Annotated in this window: 15 protein-coding genes; all 15 read left to right on the forward strand. The window is 73.8% G+C overall.

Annotation, left to right across the window (positions count from 1 at the left end; translation table 11 throughout):
* The first annotated feature begins 144 nt into the window (after positions 1-144).
* The 15 genes from AB4Z14_RS05195 (at position 145) to AB4Z14_RS05265 (ending at position 15,003) form a co-directional block, all read left to right on the forward strand.
* Positions 145-951, forward strand: coding sequence for an AfsR/SARP family transcriptional regulator (locus AB4Z14_RS05195; RefSeq protein ID WP_442274268.1), 807 nt, complete (start codon positions 145-147; stop codon positions 949-951).
* A gap of 199 nt (positions 952-1,150) precedes the next feature.
* On the forward strand, positions 1,151-1,387 hold the full coding sequence (locus AB4Z14_RS05200) for a hypothetical protein (protein WP_442274269.1): 237 nt from the start codon (positions 1,151-1,153) through the stop codon (positions 1,385-1,387).
* Positions 1,384-1,926 carry a Pvc16 family protein gene (locus AB4Z14_RS05205; RefSeq protein WP_442274270.1) on the forward strand — a complete coding sequence of 181 codons (543 nt, stop codon included), beginning with the start codon at positions 1,384-1,386 and terminating at the stop codon, positions 1,924-1,926. Before AB4Z14_RS05200 ends, AB4Z14_RS05205 begins: the two co-directional genes overlap by 4 nt.
* Positions 1,923-2,534, forward strand: coding sequence for a hypothetical protein (locus AB4Z14_RS05210; protein ID WP_442274271.1), 612 nt, complete (start codon positions 1,923-1,925; stop codon positions 2,532-2,534). The genes AB4Z14_RS05205 and AB4Z14_RS05210 overlap by 4 nt, the downstream gene beginning before the upstream one ends.
* 117 nt (positions 2,535-2,651) lie before the next feature.
* Positions 2,652-5,267, forward strand: a complete 2,616-nt coding sequence (locus AB4Z14_RS05215; RefSeq protein WP_442274272.1) for a phage tail sheath subtilisin-like domain-containing protein — start codon at positions 2,652-2,654, stop codon at positions 5,265-5,267.
* A 73-nt stretch (positions 5,268-5,340) separates the two neighbouring features.
* Positions 5,341-5,778, forward strand: coding sequence for a phage tail protein (locus AB4Z14_RS05220; protein WP_056774549.1), 438 nt, complete (start codon positions 5,341-5,343; stop codon positions 5,776-5,778).
* A 2-nt stretch (positions 5,779-5,780) separates the two neighbouring features.
* On the forward strand, positions 5,781-6,242 hold the full coding sequence (locus AB4Z14_RS05225; RefSeq protein ID WP_056755764.1) for a phage tail protein: 462 nt from the start codon (positions 5,781-5,783) through the stop codon (positions 6,240-6,242).
* On the forward strand, positions 6,243-6,410 hold the full coding sequence (locus AB4Z14_RS05230; RefSeq protein WP_156415510.1) for a DUF5908 family protein: 168 nt from the start codon (positions 6,243-6,245) through the stop codon (positions 6,408-6,410).
* Positions 6,407-7,081 (forward strand): CIS tube protein, encoded by a 675-nt coding sequence (locus tag AB4Z14_RS05235; RefSeq protein ID WP_442274273.1) that lies wholly within the window; start codon positions 6,407-6,409, stop codon positions 7,079-7,081. Before AB4Z14_RS05230 ends, AB4Z14_RS05235 begins: the two co-directional genes overlap by 4 nt.
* On the forward strand, positions 7,078-8,829 hold the full coding sequence (locus AB4Z14_RS05240) for a phage baseplate assembly protein V (protein WP_442274274.1): 1,752 nt from the start codon (positions 7,078-7,080) through the stop codon (positions 8,827-8,829). Before AB4Z14_RS05235 ends, AB4Z14_RS05240 begins: the two co-directional genes overlap by 4 nt.
* Before the next feature lie 65 nt (positions 8,830-8,894).
* On the forward strand, positions 8,895-9,170 hold the full coding sequence (locus AB4Z14_RS05245; RefSeq protein WP_442274275.1) for a PAAR domain-containing protein: 276 nt from the start codon (positions 8,895-8,897) through the stop codon (positions 9,168-9,170).
* The gene (locus tag AB4Z14_RS05250; RefSeq protein WP_442274276.1) at positions 9,167-9,619 is read left to right on the forward strand and encodes a GPW/gp25 family protein; all 453 of its coding nucleotides are present in this window, start codon (positions 9,167-9,169) and stop codon (positions 9,617-9,619) included. The genes AB4Z14_RS05245 and AB4Z14_RS05250 overlap by 4 nt, the downstream gene beginning before the upstream one ends.
* On the forward strand, positions 9,616-12,333 hold the full coding sequence (locus AB4Z14_RS05255; RefSeq protein ID WP_442274277.1) for a baseplate J/gp47 family protein: 2,718 nt from the start codon (positions 9,616-9,618) through the stop codon (positions 12,331-12,333). The genes AB4Z14_RS05250 and AB4Z14_RS05255 overlap by 4 nt, the downstream gene beginning before the upstream one ends.
* Positions 12,330-14,084 carry a hypothetical protein gene (locus AB4Z14_RS05260; RefSeq protein ID WP_442274278.1) on the forward strand — a complete coding sequence of 585 codons (1,755 nt, stop codon included), beginning with the start codon at positions 12,330-12,332 and terminating at the stop codon, positions 14,082-14,084. Before AB4Z14_RS05255 ends, AB4Z14_RS05260 begins: the two co-directional genes overlap by 4 nt.
* Positions 14,077-15,003 carry a hypothetical protein gene (locus AB4Z14_RS05265; protein WP_442274279.1) on the forward strand — a complete coding sequence of 309 codons (927 nt, stop codon included), beginning with the start codon at positions 14,077-14,079 and terminating at the stop codon, positions 15,001-15,003. Before AB4Z14_RS05260 ends, AB4Z14_RS05265 begins: the two co-directional genes overlap by 8 nt.
* Positions 15,004-15,013: the final 10 nt, after the last annotated feature.

Genomic DNA, 15,013 nt, shown 5'->3' on the forward strand with positions numbered 1-15,013 from the left:
GGCCAAACCGGTCACGAAAGTCGCGGTTCGGGCGTATTTTCTGGGGTGAGCAGCCCACCTCGATGTGTGGGGGTTAGCGTGGCCGTCTCGGGGCTCAGACTCAATCTTCTCGGTGCTCCGACGCTCGTCTCGGGAGACGATCCCGTGGCGCTGTCGCCGGGTACCGCGGTGCTCGTCGCCTATCTCGCGCTCGCACCGCGGGAGGGGCGCCAGCGAGCGGTCGCCGCTGCCCAGCTCTTCTCCGACTGCCCCGAGGACTCGGCCCGCCGCCGGCTCAACACCGCCGTCTGGCGGCTGCAGTCCGAGGTGCGGGCGAGCACCGGCGTCGAGCTCGTCGGCCGCTCCGGCGGTCGGTCCGTGGCCCTGAGCCCGGCCGTGCCGATGACCGTCGACGCCGTGCGCTTCGAGGACCTGCTGGCTCCCGTCCTGCGCCGCAGCGTCGTCGACCTCACCGACGACGACGTCCGCCGGCTCGAGGACGCCGTCGCGCTGCACCGGGGCCGGCTCGTCGAGGTCTGCGACGACGAGTGGGTGCTCGGCGCGCGCCACCGCATCGAGACCCTCTACCTCACCGCCCTCGACTACCTCGTCCAGCACCACGGGTCCCGCGGCGACGTCGCCGCCGTCGACCGCTACGGGACGCTCGCGCTCGCCATCGAGCCGCTGCGCGAGGACATCCACCGCCACCTCATGGGCGCCTACGCGGCGTCCGGCCGGCACGACCTCGTCGAGCGACAGTTCGAGCAGTGCCGCCTGACCCTGCTCGCCGAGCTCGGCGCCGACCCGATGCCCGAGACGGTCGCGCTCTATGCCCGGATCACCCGGGGCGACGCCGGCCAGGCCGCCTCGGTGGCCGCGCTCGTCGCCGAGCTCGAACGGGCCCGGCGCGAGGTCGTGCGCCTCGCCGAGATCGTCGACCGCGCGCTCGACCGCCTGCACCGCATGCCCTGACGGGCACCGAGGGCGTATGCCGTGTCGCCGGGGAGCAGCACGGGTGACCTCTCGACGTGGCCGGGTGGGCAGGACGTGGCCTTTCGACGGTGGGGTGGGCAGGACGCGGCCTCTCGACGGTTGGGGGTCGGTGGTGAGCGGGTCGTGATCGGGGGGCGGGGGTCTCGTGAGCGGTCGGTGATCGGGGGCCGGGACGCTCGTGCCTGAGCAGAAGGGTCACGGCCTGGTGATGCGAGCGTGGAGGCGGCGATTCCTCGTCGACGTGTGGGCCGAGCCCCGCGACGTCGACTCGCTCCCGGCCGTCATCAGGGCCCGGGTGCGCGACATGGCCACGGACGAGGAGACCTACGTGGGATCGTTCGCCGAGATCGAGCAGATCGTCGAGGCACGCCTCGACGACGACGGCGTGGCCCCGAGGCGTTGGGAGCGACCGTGATCCGCGAGGTCAGCGAGGCGCTGCGCGACGTCATCCACCGGGCCACCCCCGACCTCGGTGCGTGGGTCGTGCTCCACTCGCTCTCGCAGGGCGACAAGACGGCCCTACCGGACACGAAGGGCATCCTCGCGCTCATCGCGGTTGCCGAGCACCCACACCTGCGCAACCGACCCCTCGTCGACGGCCTCACCGGGCTCGTCCGCGCGCCCCTGTCGCTCCAGCTGACCTACCTCGTCACCTACGTCGGCGACCACGACGAGGCGCAGATCCGGCTCGGTCGCATCGTCCAGGCCTTCCACACGACGCCGATCGTGCGTCCGCCGGACCTGACGCCGCCGCTGTCGGACGAGGTCGAGAGCATCGCCGTCCGGCTGCTCGCGCCGAACGCCGACGAGCGCAACCAGGTGTGGGGGTCACTGGGTCGGGCCGGGCGGCTCGCCCTCTTCTACGAGGTCGACGTCGCTCCGGTGCCGGTCCTCGAGCGCGAGGGCCGCGGCCGGGTGCGCGAGCACCGCATCGACTGGGTGGGGGCGACGTGAGCCTCCCGCCGGCACCGCCGCACCTCGCAACGGTCACGACGACGCTGCGCCACACCGTGCGCCTCGTCCACGCCTCGACCGGGGCGCGGCTGCGCGGCCTCGACGCCCACCTCGAGCCGGCCCCAGCAGGGTGGACCGTCCGCGTGCTCCCGGACGTCCTCGTCGTCGCCGTCCGCGCCGACGCCCCGGTGCCCGCCGTGCCACCGAAGGTCGTGGTCACCCTGACGGACGGGGCGCTCGCCGACGTCCTCGTCGTACCGCCGCTCACGGGTCGACCCCCGCGCACCTTCGTCGTCGACCTCACCGCACCCGAGGTCGAGGTCGTCGTCCACCCCGTCCCCTCGACCCTGACCGTCGTCCTCACGACCCCGTCGACCGGAGCGCCACGGACCGGTGTCGCCGTCACGGCGCGCGCGACCTCGGGTCCCGACCCGAAGCCGAGCGTCGCGCTCCCCGAGGTCGATCCGGGCACCTACCGCTCCGCGCCCGTCGAGTGGACGGCCGCCTTCACCCCGCTCGACCTCCTCGTCGGCGGCCAGCCGCTGCGCACCTTCGCTGTCGACGTCGCGACGTCGACTACCACGGCCCACCTCGTCGACACGACCTGACGGACCGGGCCCCACCCACCAGGAGAACCGCACCACCCGAACCGCACCACGACCGAACCCATCCGCACCGCACCCCCACCTGAACCGCACGACAGAGCACGAGCCGAGGAGGGCACCGTGACGACCTACCTTTCACCCGGCGTCTACGTCGAGGAGGTCCCCTCGGGGCCGCAACCGATCGCAGCCGCCCCCACGAGCGTCGTCGCCGTTCTCGGCACGACGCGTCGGGGTCCCGTCAAGGAGCCGACGCGCGTCACCGGCTGGGCCGACTTCGTGCGGACCTTCGGGGCAGCGACGTCGCGGGGCTTCACGGGGGAGTCGGTCTTCGGCTACTTCGAGAACGGCGGTCCGGCCGCCTGGATCGTCCGGGTCGACCCGTCGACCGGCGCCTCGTGGACCGTCTTCGACGTCGCGGGCACGGAGAGCTTCGACATCGAGGCGAGCTCGCCCGGCACCTGGGGCAACGACCTGTCGGTCGCCGTCTCCGCCGACGAGTCCGCCGCGTCGGGCTCCTTCTACCGCGCGACGACGACGTCGGCGACGGGCGCCATCGCGAGCGGTGGGGCCGGCACGATCGCCGTCGCCTCGACCGCGGGACTCAAGCCCGGCGACACCGTCGCCCTCGTGGCTGCGCCGACGAGCGGTTCGGTCGCGGCACCACCGACCGCGCTCGTCACGGCCCTGACGACGACGTCGATCACCGTCGGCAGCGCGAGCGCCCCCGTCACCCTCCCGGCCGGCTCGGTCGTCGCGAGCGCGGCCGCCGCGGCGGCCACCTCGGTCTTCCTCCCCTCCGGCAAGGGCTTCAAGAAGGGCGACGTCGTCGTCGCCGTCGCCCCCAACGGCACCCGCACGAGCGCGGTGGTCACCGACGTCACGACCGCCGGCAGCGGGGTCACGCTGACCCTCGACGCGTCCCTCGGGGCGGTCCCCGGTGCGGCGTTCGTCCAGCGCCGCACCGACTACCGGGCCACCGCGACGATCGCCGGCACCCCGGCCGGGTCGCCGCCGTCGCTCAACGTCTCGGCGTCGGCCCTCGCGTTCGACCGCCCGCTGACGGCACCGATCGCGTCCGAGCTGACGGCGAGCGGCGTCGAGCACGCGGCCGCCCGCCTCACGACCGGTGACGGCCGCACCGCCTCCTGGCAGACGAACCGCTTCGTCGTCGTCGGCGCCACCGCCGCTCCGAGCGGCCCGGTCACCGTCAACGCGGCGGTCACCGCGGTGCTGCTCGCGGACTCGGGCCTCGGGATCACCGGGCTGTCCGCGGCCGACGTCGGCAACGCGTACGGCTTCCTCCCGGCGGGCGCCAAGGTGACGTACACCGGCGCGGGCCCCACGCCCGCCGTCGTCGCGACGCGCACGGCCGGAGGGTTCACGCTCGCACCCGCTCCCGTCGCGACCGACACCTACACCGATGCGACGTTCACCCTCCAGGCCGACGCCGACGACGGCATCGCCGTCCGCTCCGCCGTGGCGCCCAGGGTCGGCGACGTGCTCGGTCTCGGGACGGCCTACGCCCCGATCACGGGGGTCGACGCGGCCGGGGGTGACACGTACGTGCTCCGGTTCGCGGCAAGCACGGCCGTCTCCAACACCGCCCAGGCGCGTTTCCCGCTGTATGCCGTCGAGTCGGCCTCCGTCGTCGCCGCGCGGTTCACGCTCGCGGTCTCGGTCGGCGGTGCCCTGGCCGAGACGTTCGGCGGCCTGTCCCTCAGTCCCGACCACCCGGCGTACTTCGCCAAGGACGACGTCGTCAACGGCACCTCGTCCCTCGTCAGCGTGACCGCACGCGCCGGCGGCGCCCCGGCGGTGTCGCTCGCGGCGGCACCGTTCTACACGGCCGTCGACCGGATCGGCGCCGACAAGGCGCCGACCAACGACGACTTCCGCGCCGGGCTGACCCGGCTCGAGGAGGTCGCTGAGCCGGCCATGGTCATCTGCCCGGACGCGCTGACGCTCGACGACCCGCTCCTGCAGGCCGACCTCGTCGGCCAGGTCGTGACGCACTGCGAGAACTTCCGGCGCTTCGCCATCGTCGACGCACCCGACCTCGACGACACCGACCTGCTGTCGTGGCGCAACACGACGCTGTCGAGCACGTATGCCGCCCTCTACGCGCCGCACCTGCAGATCGTCACGATCGATCCCGACTCGATCGACCGCTTCACGACCGTGCCGCCGTCGGGCTTCGTCGCCGGCGTCTTCGCCCGCACCGACCGGCTGCGTGGCGTGCACAAGGCGCCCGGCAACGAGACGGTCACCGGCATCGTCGGGCTCTCGCAGGCCTACACGCAGCGTCGCCAGGACCTGCTCAACCCCGGCGGGGTCAACCTCATCCGGGCCTTCCCGGGCCGGGGCACCCGACTCTGGGGTGCCCGCAACGCGACCGACGACACGACGTGGCGCTACGTCAACGTCCGACGACTCTTCACCATGGTCGAGACGTCCGTCGACCGCGCCACCCAGTGGGTCGTCTTCGAGCCCAACACCGCCCAGACGTGGATCCGCGTCAAGGTCTCGGTCGAGAACTTCCTCGACCAGCAGTGGCGGGCGGGCGCGCTCGCGGGCACGAAGCCCGAGCAGGCCTATCGCGTGCGCGTCGGCCTCGGCGAGACGATGACCGAGACGGACATCGACCTCGGGCTCATCATCACCGAGGTCGCGATCGCGCCGGCCAAGCCCGCTGAGTTCGTCGTCTTCCGCTTCAGCCACAAGCGGCTGTCCGAGTGACCCGCCGTGACCAGCCGCGATCAGCCGACACGAGTACGCCGCCTGAATCCTCTTGTGAGCCAAGGAGCCTGACATGTATCCCATGACCACCCTGCACTTCACCGTCAGCTGGGGCGACCGCCAGCAGACCTCGAGCTTCTCGGAGGTGAGCGGGCTGACGATGGAGGCTGAGGTCGTCGAGTACCGTGGCGGCGCCGACCCGCAGTTCTCGACGCGCAAGCAGCCCGGGCTGCGCAAGTTCTCCAACGTGACGCTCAAGCGCGGCATCGCCCCGACGGAGGCCGGCAACGGTCTCTTCGAGTGGTACAACTCCATCACCATCGGCGCCGTCGAGCGGCGCGACGTCACGGTGAGCCTCCTCAACGAGGAGCGCGAACCGGTCATGACGTGGAAGATCAAGGAGGCCTGGCCGGTCAAGATCGAAGGCCCCGGCCTCAAGTCGACCGGCACCGACGTCGCCATCGAGTCGGTCGAGTTCGCCTGCGAGGGCATCGAGATCGAGGCGAAGTAGCGATGCTCCCGCTCGCCTCACCCGCGCTCGTGCCGTTCACGACGGCGCACTTCGTGCTGGCCATCGACGGGCTCGCGTCCGTCAGCTTCAGCAAGTGCACCGGGCTCGCGGGTGAGGTCGCCGTCGAGGAGTACCAGGAGGGCGGCGAGAACCGCTTCGCCCACCGCTTCCCGACGCGGGCGTCCTTCCCCAACCTCGTCCTCAACCAGGGCGCCGGCCCGCTCCAGGAGCTGTGGGACTGGTTCTACGAGTTCCACGTGACCGGCGTCGTCACCCCGCGGGACGGGACCGTCGTGCTCATGAGCACCGTCGAGGGTGCCCTCGCGCCCGTCCGCGTGTGGGCCTTCACGCGCGGGTGGCCGGTCAAGCTCACCGGCCCCGACCTCGACGCGCAGAGCTCGGCCGTCGCCGTCGAGGCCGTCGAGATCGCCCACCACGGGCTCGTCCTCAAGAAGGTGGTCTGAGTGCCCGTCGTCATCGGGGAGATCGTCACCGAGGTCGTCGTCGCGCCGAGGACGGATGCCGCCGGGCCCGCCCCCGATGCGTCGCTCGACGACGCGGCCATGGAGGCCCTCGTGCGCCGCGCCGTCGAGCGCGTCCTCGAGGTGCTGCGGCGGGAGTGGGACCGATGAACCTCACCGCCACCCAGCTGACGAAGCTGACCATCGACGCGTACGCCGACCTCACGTTCGAGCAGCCCACCGGGCTGCGCTGGCAGGCGCTGCTCAACCCGACCGAGCTGTCCTTCTCGCGCAAGAACCTCTACCAGGCGACGCAGTCGGCAGGCACGTCCGCGCCGCAGCAGTCCTTCAGCGGCGGCGAGCCCGACCAGGTGCAGATCGACCTGCTGCTCGACGGCACCGGGGTGGTCGGCGAGGCCGGGGGCATCGGTGAGCTGCTCGACGCACTCCTCGCGCTGACGAAGTTCCAGGGCGACACGCACCAGCCCTACTACGTGCACTGCTACTGGGGGCGGTTCAGCTTCCGGGGGATCCTCACCCAGGCCGACGTGACGTACAAGCTCTTCGACCGGGCGGGAGAGCCGCTGCGGGCCACGGTCAAGCTCTCGCTCAAGGAGGCGCTGTCACCGCAGGAGGTCGCCGCCGAGGACCGGCCCGCCTCGCCCGACCTCTACCAGACGTGGCTCGTCAAGGACGGCGACGCCCTCGACGCCATCGCCGCCCGGGTCTACGGCGACCCGGCCTTCTGGCGCCCGCTCGCGGCGGCCAACCGGTTGACGAACCCGCGCGGCCTCACCACCGGACAGCTGCTCCTGCTCCCGCCGCTGGGGACGACCCGGTGACCGCGCCGACGACCCAGCGCGACCGACCGGCCTTCGAGGTGCGGGTCGGCGCGACGGCGCTCGAGCCGATCGTCGCGGCGGACGTCGTCGAGCTCGAGGTGCACGAGGAGGTCGGCCGGCACGGACGGCTCACGCTCCTCGTCCAGAACTGGGACGCCGACCAGCGCGCCGTGCGGCACAGCGACGACGGGCCGTTCGCCCCCGGAGCGGGCATCGCGGTCTCCGTCGGCTACCACTCGGACCTCACCGAGGTCTTCGACGGCGTCATCGCCTCGCTGACGACGCACTTCCCGAGCGGCAGCCCTCCGGTGCTCCGGGTCGAGGGCCGGTCGCGGTCCGTCCTCATGGACCACCCGCCGCGGTCGCGCCAGCTCGCCGACGTCACCGACGCCGACATCGCCGCCGCCGTCGCCGCCGACTACTCGCTCGAGACCGATGCGGCGGACGGCGTCACGCACCCCTTCTGGGCCAGTGACCGGGTCAGCGACTGGGACGCCCTGACCCGCCGGGCCGGCGAGCTCGGCTGGGTCGTCTTCGTCCGGGGCACGAAGCTCGTGCTGCGGCCGCCGTCGGCCGCGCAGGACCCGCTCGAGCTCGACTGGACCCGCTCGCTCGTCGAGCTGCACCTCACCGAGGACCTGACCCTGGCCATCGACACCGCGGTCGGGGTCGGCTGGGACGTCGACGCCGCCGAGGCGACCGAGAGCGAGCAGAGCGCGAGCGCGGCCGACCTCGACGTCGGTGACCGGCAGACGCACTCGGCCGCCGTCGGCGGCTCCGGCTGGCCGCTGCGCGCCGAGCGCGTGGAGTCCGACGCGATCGGGGCCGCCGACGAGGCCGACGCGAGAGCCGTTGCCGCCCAACGACGCTCCGCGCTCGGGCACATCCACGGAACCGGCATCGTGCAGGGCGAGCCAGGGCTGCGCTGCGACGGCTGGCTCTCCATCGCCGGCGTCGGGCGGCGGATGTCCGGACCGCACTACGTCACGGCTGCACGCCACCGGCTCTCGGCCCGGGGCTACGTCACCGAGTTCCAGGTGGGCTCGCCGCCACGGCTCGTTCCCCGCGCGGGGGGCGACGTAGGGTCGGCCCGGTCGGGCGACCTCGGACCGGCCCTCGGGATCGGCGTCGTCGAGGCGCTCGACGACCCGGCCTCCCTCAACCGCGTCAAGGTGCGCCTGCCGTGGCGCAGCGACGGCGGCGACGGCGTCTGGGCCCGTCTCTCGAACGTCGACGCGGGCGACGGCTACGGAGCGGTCATCGTGCCGGCGGTGGGACAGGAGGTGCTCGTCGGCTTCGTCGGCGGCGACCCCGCACACCCCGTCGTCCTCGGCTCGCTCTACAACGGCAGCCAGCAGCCACCCTTCACCGTCGACCCGGACACGAACGCCGTGCGGGCCCTCGTCTCGCCGGACCAGCACACCGTCCGCCTCGAGGACGGGGACGCGAGCGCGGTCACCGTCAAGACCGGCAAGGGGCACTCGATCGTGCTGTCCGACAAGGACAGCGAGGTCGTCATCACCCACCAGGACAGCGGCAACGCGATCCGGCTGTCGGCCGACGGCATCGAGCTGACCGCGGCGCAGGGCGACATCACCCTCTCGTCGTCGTCCGGGACCATCTCGCTCGACTCGCTCAAGCTCGCCGCCAAGGCGTCGGGCCCGTCGAGCATCGAGAGCTCGGCGACCCTCGACGTCAAGGCCTCGGGATCCCTGGGGCTCAAGGGGTCCCTCGTCACCATCAACTAGCCGGGCACACCGGCCCACGAGCGTCACACCAGCGACAGCGCCAGACCAGCCAAGGAGGAGGAGACATGCCGGGGGCAGCACGCGTCGGTGACACCACCGCGCACGGGGGCACGGTCGTCGGACCGGGCGTCGCCACCGTGCTCATCGCCGGGATGCCTGCCGCCGTCGTCGGCGACATGCACGCCTGCGTCATCCCGCCGCCGTCGCACATCCCGGCCAGTCCGTTCGTCGCCGGCTCCGCTACGGTCCTCGTGCAGGGCCGACCCGCGCTGCGCGCCGGTGACGCCTGCGGCTGCGGCGCGTCCGTCGTCGTGGGCAGCCCGACGGTGGTGATCGGATGAGCACCACGGACTACCCGCAGGTCGGCAGCGGCTGGGCGTTCCCACCGCGCTGGGAGCGCTCGGGCGCCGACGCCACCGGTGCAGCCGGTGCCACCGGTGCCGCCGGGCCCGTCGAGCTCGTGACGAACGACGGCGCCGAGCACGTCGGGGAGGCGCTCGTCCTGCTGCTTCGGACGATGATCGGCAGCCGCGTCATGCGACCTGACCTCGGCGCGGGCGTCGACCGCTACGTCTTCGAGCCGCGCACGTCGGAGGCCTGCCACCGGCTCGCCGACGACGTCCGCCGGGCCCTCGTGCTCGGCGAGCCGCGGGTCATCGTGGACGCCGTCGAGGCGGTGCCGGCCGGCGAGGCCGATGACCGGGTCGACGTCACCATCGAGTTCCGGATCGACCGGCACCGGCGGCCGACGAGTCTCGTCGTGCCCTTCTACCTGGCCGGTGCGTCATGACCGCTGGCGGGCGCACCCCCGAGCAGGTCGCCGCTGCGATGGCCGCCGCCGCGCGCCTGACGCCCTACGACACCGCCGGGAACTGGGCCGACGTGCTCTTCGCGACCGACGCCGACGGCGTGACGGCGCCCGCGCCGGCAGGTGCCCCCGACCGCGAGCTGCTCGCTGCCCTCGCCGCCGAGTACGCCGCCCTCGACGAGCACCTCGCGACGTTGCCGGAGCGCACCCGCCGGACGTGGCTCGAGGACCTGCTCGGCATCGGCCGGCTCCCCGCACTGCCCGACCGCGTCATCGCGCACGCGACCGTCGACCCCAAGGCGGCGCCTGCGGTGCTGCCTCCGGGCACGCCGCTGCGCGGCGGCAAGGACGCCTTCGGCAACGAGCGCCGCTACCTCACCCTCGACGCCCTGACGGCGCACGGCGCGGCCCTGACCGGAGTGCGGTCCTTCGCGCCCGGCGACCCCGTGCGCGCGCACGGGGTCGCGGCGGCGGCCCCGGACTTCCCGCTGCGAACCTCGGCCGGACCGGAGGCCACGCACTCCCTGCGGATCCACTCGCCGGCGCTGTCCTTCGAGGGCGGTGACCTGACCGCCGAGGTGACCTTCACGGGAGCGGCCGGCGCCGAGGGCCTGTCTGCGCTCGTGTGGCGCTGGTCGCGGGCCGACGGCACGACGAGCGGGACGACGGGCGGCCTGGCCTCCGGGTCGACCGTCACGGTCACGCTGACCGGTGGGTGCGGGGCACCGGACGGCGAGACCCCGTGGATCGAAGGCGTCGTCACGTCGGGGACGGCCGTGCCCGTGGGGTTCTCGTTCACCGGCGTCACGGTCCGCGTGACGGACCGGACGGCATACGTCCCGGAGGCGGCCTTCTACAACGACGGCGCGGTCGACGTCACCAAGGAGTTCCAGCCGTTCGGGGCCGTCGCGAGGCGCGGTGACGCGTTCTACGTGCGTTCGGACGAGGCGTTCGGCAAGGCGCTCGCGACCGTCGAGGTCGCGGTGCAGGTCATGCAGGAGGGCGGGGCGCCGCTCTCGTCGTCGGCCGGCGGCACGGGCATCCCCGTGTGGCTCGCCGACACCCTCAAGACGCAGCTGATGAGCATCAAGAACACTCTGGGGTCGCAGTACGCCTCCGTCGAGACGCAGTGGACGTCGATCTACGGCGCCGTCTCCACGACGACGACCCCGTCGGTCGTGTGGCAGCGACGCGAGGACGGGGCGTGGAAGCAGGTCGGGACGTCGTCGTCGAGCTTCGGCACGCTGTCGGCGCCGGTGAGCGGGTCGGCCGTGGCGTCCGAGACCTTCGCGGTCGCGGGTCAGCCCGGCCACTACCTCCGGGCCTTCCTCGCCCAGGGCGACTTCGGCTGGACCGACTACCAGGCCAAGGTCGCCGACTTCGCGACGCGTGCCGTCGCGGGCACGACCCCCAAGCCGACGATGCCGCCCGTGCCGGTGCCTCCCATCGCGTCGGCCGTGACGGTGCGCTACACGACGACTCCGGTCGAGGCCACGCTCGTCGAGTCGAGCAGCGGCTGGCGGCGTCAGGGTCGCGTCGGCGGGGCAGCCGGTCGCTTCACGCCGTTCCGGCTCGTCGTGTCCGACCTCGGCGCGACGGCCATGGTCGCCATCGGGCTCGAGCTGCCCGACGCCGCCCTCGGGTCGAGCGTCTCGCTCTACCTCGACGTCGACTCCGCCTCGCCGTGCGGCAGCTCCGACACGGTCGTGGCCTCCTGGCAGTTCTGGGACGGCACGACGTGGGCGCCGCTCGCCGTCGCCGACGGCTCGCACCAGCTCCGCGAGGCGGGTCTGCTCCGCTTCGTCGCCCCGCGCACGTGGGCCGCCGGCTGCGACGACCTGTCGGCCGACACCGGTCGCTGGGTGCGGATCGAGACCGACCAGCCGGACCGTCTGGGCGTGCTGCTCGCCGTGGTCGTCGACGCCGTCGTGGCCGAGTTCGTCTCCCGGGCGATCGATCCCGGCCTCGACCCCAGCTCGGCGGAGGCCCTCCCGGTGGGCACGATCAAGGGCACGCTCGCGCCGGTCCCCGGCGTCAAGAAGGTCACCAACCTCGCGTCCGTGCGCGGCCGTGCGCCCGAGACGGACGCCGACTACCTTGCGCGTGCCTCGGCGCGGGTGCGCCACCGGGACCGGGCCCTGACCCCGTGGGACCTCGAGCAGCACGTCGCGCTCGCGCTCCCCGAGGTGGCCGCCGTGCTGTGCCTGCCGCACACCGGCAGCGACGGGCTGCGCGCGCCCGGGCACGTCGGCCTCGTCGTCGTGCCGGACCGTCCGCTCGACGTCGCGCCCCGGCCGTCCGTGAGCCTCGCGGGCCGCGTCGTGGGCCTCGTGCAGCCCCGCGCGGCGATCGGCGCCGTGCTCCACGTGCTCTGCCCTGACTACCGTCCCGTCACCGTTGCCGCATCGATCCGGCTGCGCCCGGGCGTGGCAGCGCTCACGGGCACCCAGGCGATCACCGCGGCCCTCGAGCGGGTGCTGCACCCGACGGGAACCGTGCCCGTCCGCTGGGGCCGCGACCTCTACGCCTCGACCCTCATCGCCGTCCTCGAACGGCAGCCCGACGTCGACGTCGTCCTCGACTTCGCCCTGCACGACGGCTCGGGTGGACCTGTCGAGGTCGTCACGGTCGACCCGTGCCGCGGGCTCTACTGCTCGTCCGGCGACCACCACCTCTCGTGCGAGGAGCAGCTGTGAGTCCCAGAGCGGGCACCGGGCCCTTCACCCGGCAGACCATGCCGATCACGCGCTTCGTGCCCGTCGCTCCCGACGCGGACTGGGAGACCGTGCGGGCCCGGATGGTCGACCACCTCACTGCGACGGCGACGCCCGACTGGACCGATCACAACGCCGCCGACCCGGGCATCACCCTGCTCGAGGTCCTCGCCTACGGGCTCGCCGACCTTCACTACCGGACCGCCGAGCGCCGCCTCGACGTCTGGCCGCTCGAGGTGCGTGCCTGGGACTCCGACGCCGGGCGACACTGGGACGCAACGCTCCCCGCCGGACGCTGGGACCCCGAGACCGACCCCTCCGACCCGGCGCTCGCCGCCGCCGACCTCGCGCCGCTGTCGGCCCTGGCCGACGTCCTCGCCGCACCGGCGACCTCCGCGACGGTGCTCGAACCTCTCGTCCGTGCGTGCCGGTCGCGAGCCGATGCGGTCGCCCAGCTGTCGGCCGAGCCGTGGGCGAGCGCCGTCCGGGCCGCCGACCGTCCGGCGATGGTCGCGCTGATGCGCGCCCGGCTCGTGCGCCAGGTCGCGCAGGAGCAGGCCGGCGTCGTCGCGTCCGCCGTGGCAGCCGCGCAGGCGGCCGTGGTCGCCGCCGCCCCGCGACGGGCCGACCCCGACGCGCCGCTCGACATCGAGGCGATCGACGCCGCGGCGGCCGTCGAGCTCGCGTGGTCCCTGCCGCTCTGGGACGAGGAGGTCGTCGCCCTCGTGCGCCGTGAGCGGAGGCGACGGTCGCGCGAGGTCCTCACCGACGGCCTCGACCTCGTCCGCGCGACGACGGCCGACACCCTCGCGGCCACCCGCTCGGCCCTGACCCTCGCCGGACTCGACGCCGACGAGGTGACGTGTGCCGTCGCGGCCGCCCCGCAGGCGGCGGGCCTGCTCCCCGAGGACCTCGAGGACGAGCAGGGCCGCTCGCTCGTCTGGCCACCGCACCCGGTGCAGGCCCTGACGTGCGAGCCGGTGACCGCCGACGACTACGCCCGGCGGGCGCGTGCCCACGCGGACGTCGTGCGCGCCTGGACGGTCACGGGCCGTTTGCCCGGCATCGCGTGGAACGGGCTGCCCACCGGCGCCATCGAGTCCGTCGCCGTCGACGAGCACGCCGCCGCGCTGACGCTCGTCGTCGAGAGCCGCACCGAGCCCACCACGCCGGCACGCCGTGACGCCTTGCTGCGCGAGGTCCTCACGACGGCCGTCGGACCCGAGGCGGGCGCACCCTTCCCCGACTGGCGCGACGACGTCGACGACCTCGAGCCGCGACGCGTCGTCTGCGACGAGGTGGGCGCCAGCCTCCTCGAGCGGGCACCCGTCCTCGTCCAGGCGACGCTCGTCACCGAGGTCGGCGCCAACCGGGAGGCCGTCGTCGACGACGCCCGGGCCCGGATCGCCGCCTTCTTCGAGCGCGGTCGACCGGAGACGTTCGCCCCCACCCCGGCGCCGGTCGTCGACGGGCCCTGGCCCCGCCACGACCAGCCCACCCTCGGCTGGGTGCCCGGCGAGGCGGTGCGCTTCACCGAGGTCGTCGAGGCGATCGTCGGCAACCCGCTGGTGCGCGGCGTCGAGGACCTCGCGATGAAGGTCGAGGGTGACCCCGACTTCCTCGCGGCGAGTCACGGCTACCTGCCGATCCCGCGCAACGCGGTGCCCCGGCTCGCGGACGCCCGCTGCATCCGGGTGCGCTTCTCGCTGACGAGCCGGTGCGGCGATGCGTAGCCCGGGGCCGGCGGGCCCGAGCACCGCCCCCGCGCGGGGGCCCGACCACACCCGTCTCGCGTCTCAGCTGCCCGCCGTCTACCAGGAGGACGAGGCCTCGTTCGCCCAGGTCGACGCCTACCTCGGCCTCGCCGACGAGCTGAGCCACGCGGTCGTCGAGCACCTCGAGGACCTGCTCACGGCCCTCGGGCCCGACGCGACGCTGCGCTGGCCCGCCGACCTGCCCCTCGACGCGGGGGCCGCGGCCCTCGTCGCGCACCACCTGGAGACCTACGACGAGGTCGCGCGGTGGGCGAGCGTCACCTTCCCCACGAGCTGGCCGGGCACGGAGCGTGGCCTCCAGCAGCGACGCGAGCTCCTCGCCCGCTGCACCCGGCTGTGGCGCCGCCGCGGCACGCCGCGTGGCTTCCTCAGCTGGTTCTGCCTGTGGTTCGACCTGCCCGCGGCCGGCCGGCCCTACCTGCTCGAGCACTTCAAGGCACCGGGCGCCGGCCTCACCGCCGAGCCCTACACCGCGACCCTCTTCGTCCCGACGAGCGTGCCCGTGCCGAGCACCGGTGAGCCGTCGACGGCGAAGGGCTTCGTCGGCTGGGAGCGGCGCGAGGAGGCGGTCGACTTCGTGCGGCGCTACGCCCCCGCGCACGTCGACGTGCGTGTCTGCTTCACCGACCCTGCGGTCTTCACCGACCTCGCGGTGCTCGCGTCCCCGCCGACGCTCCCGGCCACGCCCACGGCGGACGAGGTGACGGCATACGCCATCGCCGTCCAGCAGCAGCAGGCCGACCTCAACGCGCTCCTGTGCTCCGTCGTGTCGGTCGTGAGCCACGCGAGCGGCATCCACCTCTACGAGTGCATCGACGCCGGCCGAGGCATCGACCGCCTCGGCGTCGGCCTCCTGCCGACCGATTCGACGACGTGAGTCCCGAAGG

Origin of the sequence: Terrabacter sp. 2TAF16 (assembly GCF_052115065.1) — a bacterium.
Taxonomy (GTDB): Bacteria; Actinomycetota; Actinomycetes; order Actinomycetales; family Dermatophilaceae; genus Terrabacter.

Bases quoted from the DNA above. Each gene is read 5' to 3' on its own strand.
- AB4Z14_RS05220 (WP_056774549.1), top strand. From the start codon at position 5,341: ATGTATCCCATGACCACCCTGCACTTCACCGTCAGCTGGGGCGACCGC.
- AB4Z14_RS05225 (WP_056755764.1), top strand. From the start codon at position 5,781: ATGCTCCCGCTCGCCTCACCCGCGCTCGTGCCGTTCACGACGGCGCAC.
- AB4Z14_RS05235 (WP_442274273.1), top strand. From the start codon at position 6,407: ATGAACCTCACCGCCACCCAGCTGACGAAGCTGACCATCGACGCGTAC.
- AB4Z14_RS05245 (WP_442274275.1), top strand. From the start codon at position 8,895: ATGCCGGGGGCAGCACGCGTCGGTGACACCACCGCGCACGGGGGCACG.
- AB4Z14_RS05250 (WP_442274276.1), top strand. From the start codon at position 9,167: ATGAGCACCACGGACTACCCGCAGGTCGGCAGCGGCTGGGCGTTCCCA.
- AB4Z14_RS05255 (WP_442274277.1), top strand. From the start codon at position 9,616: ATGACCGCTGGCGGGCGCACCCCCGAGCAGGTCGCCGCTGCGATGGCC.
- AB4Z14_RS05265 (WP_442274279.1), top strand. From the start codon at position 14,077: ATGCGTAGCCCGGGGCCGGCGGGCCCGAGCACCGCCCCCGCGCGGGGG.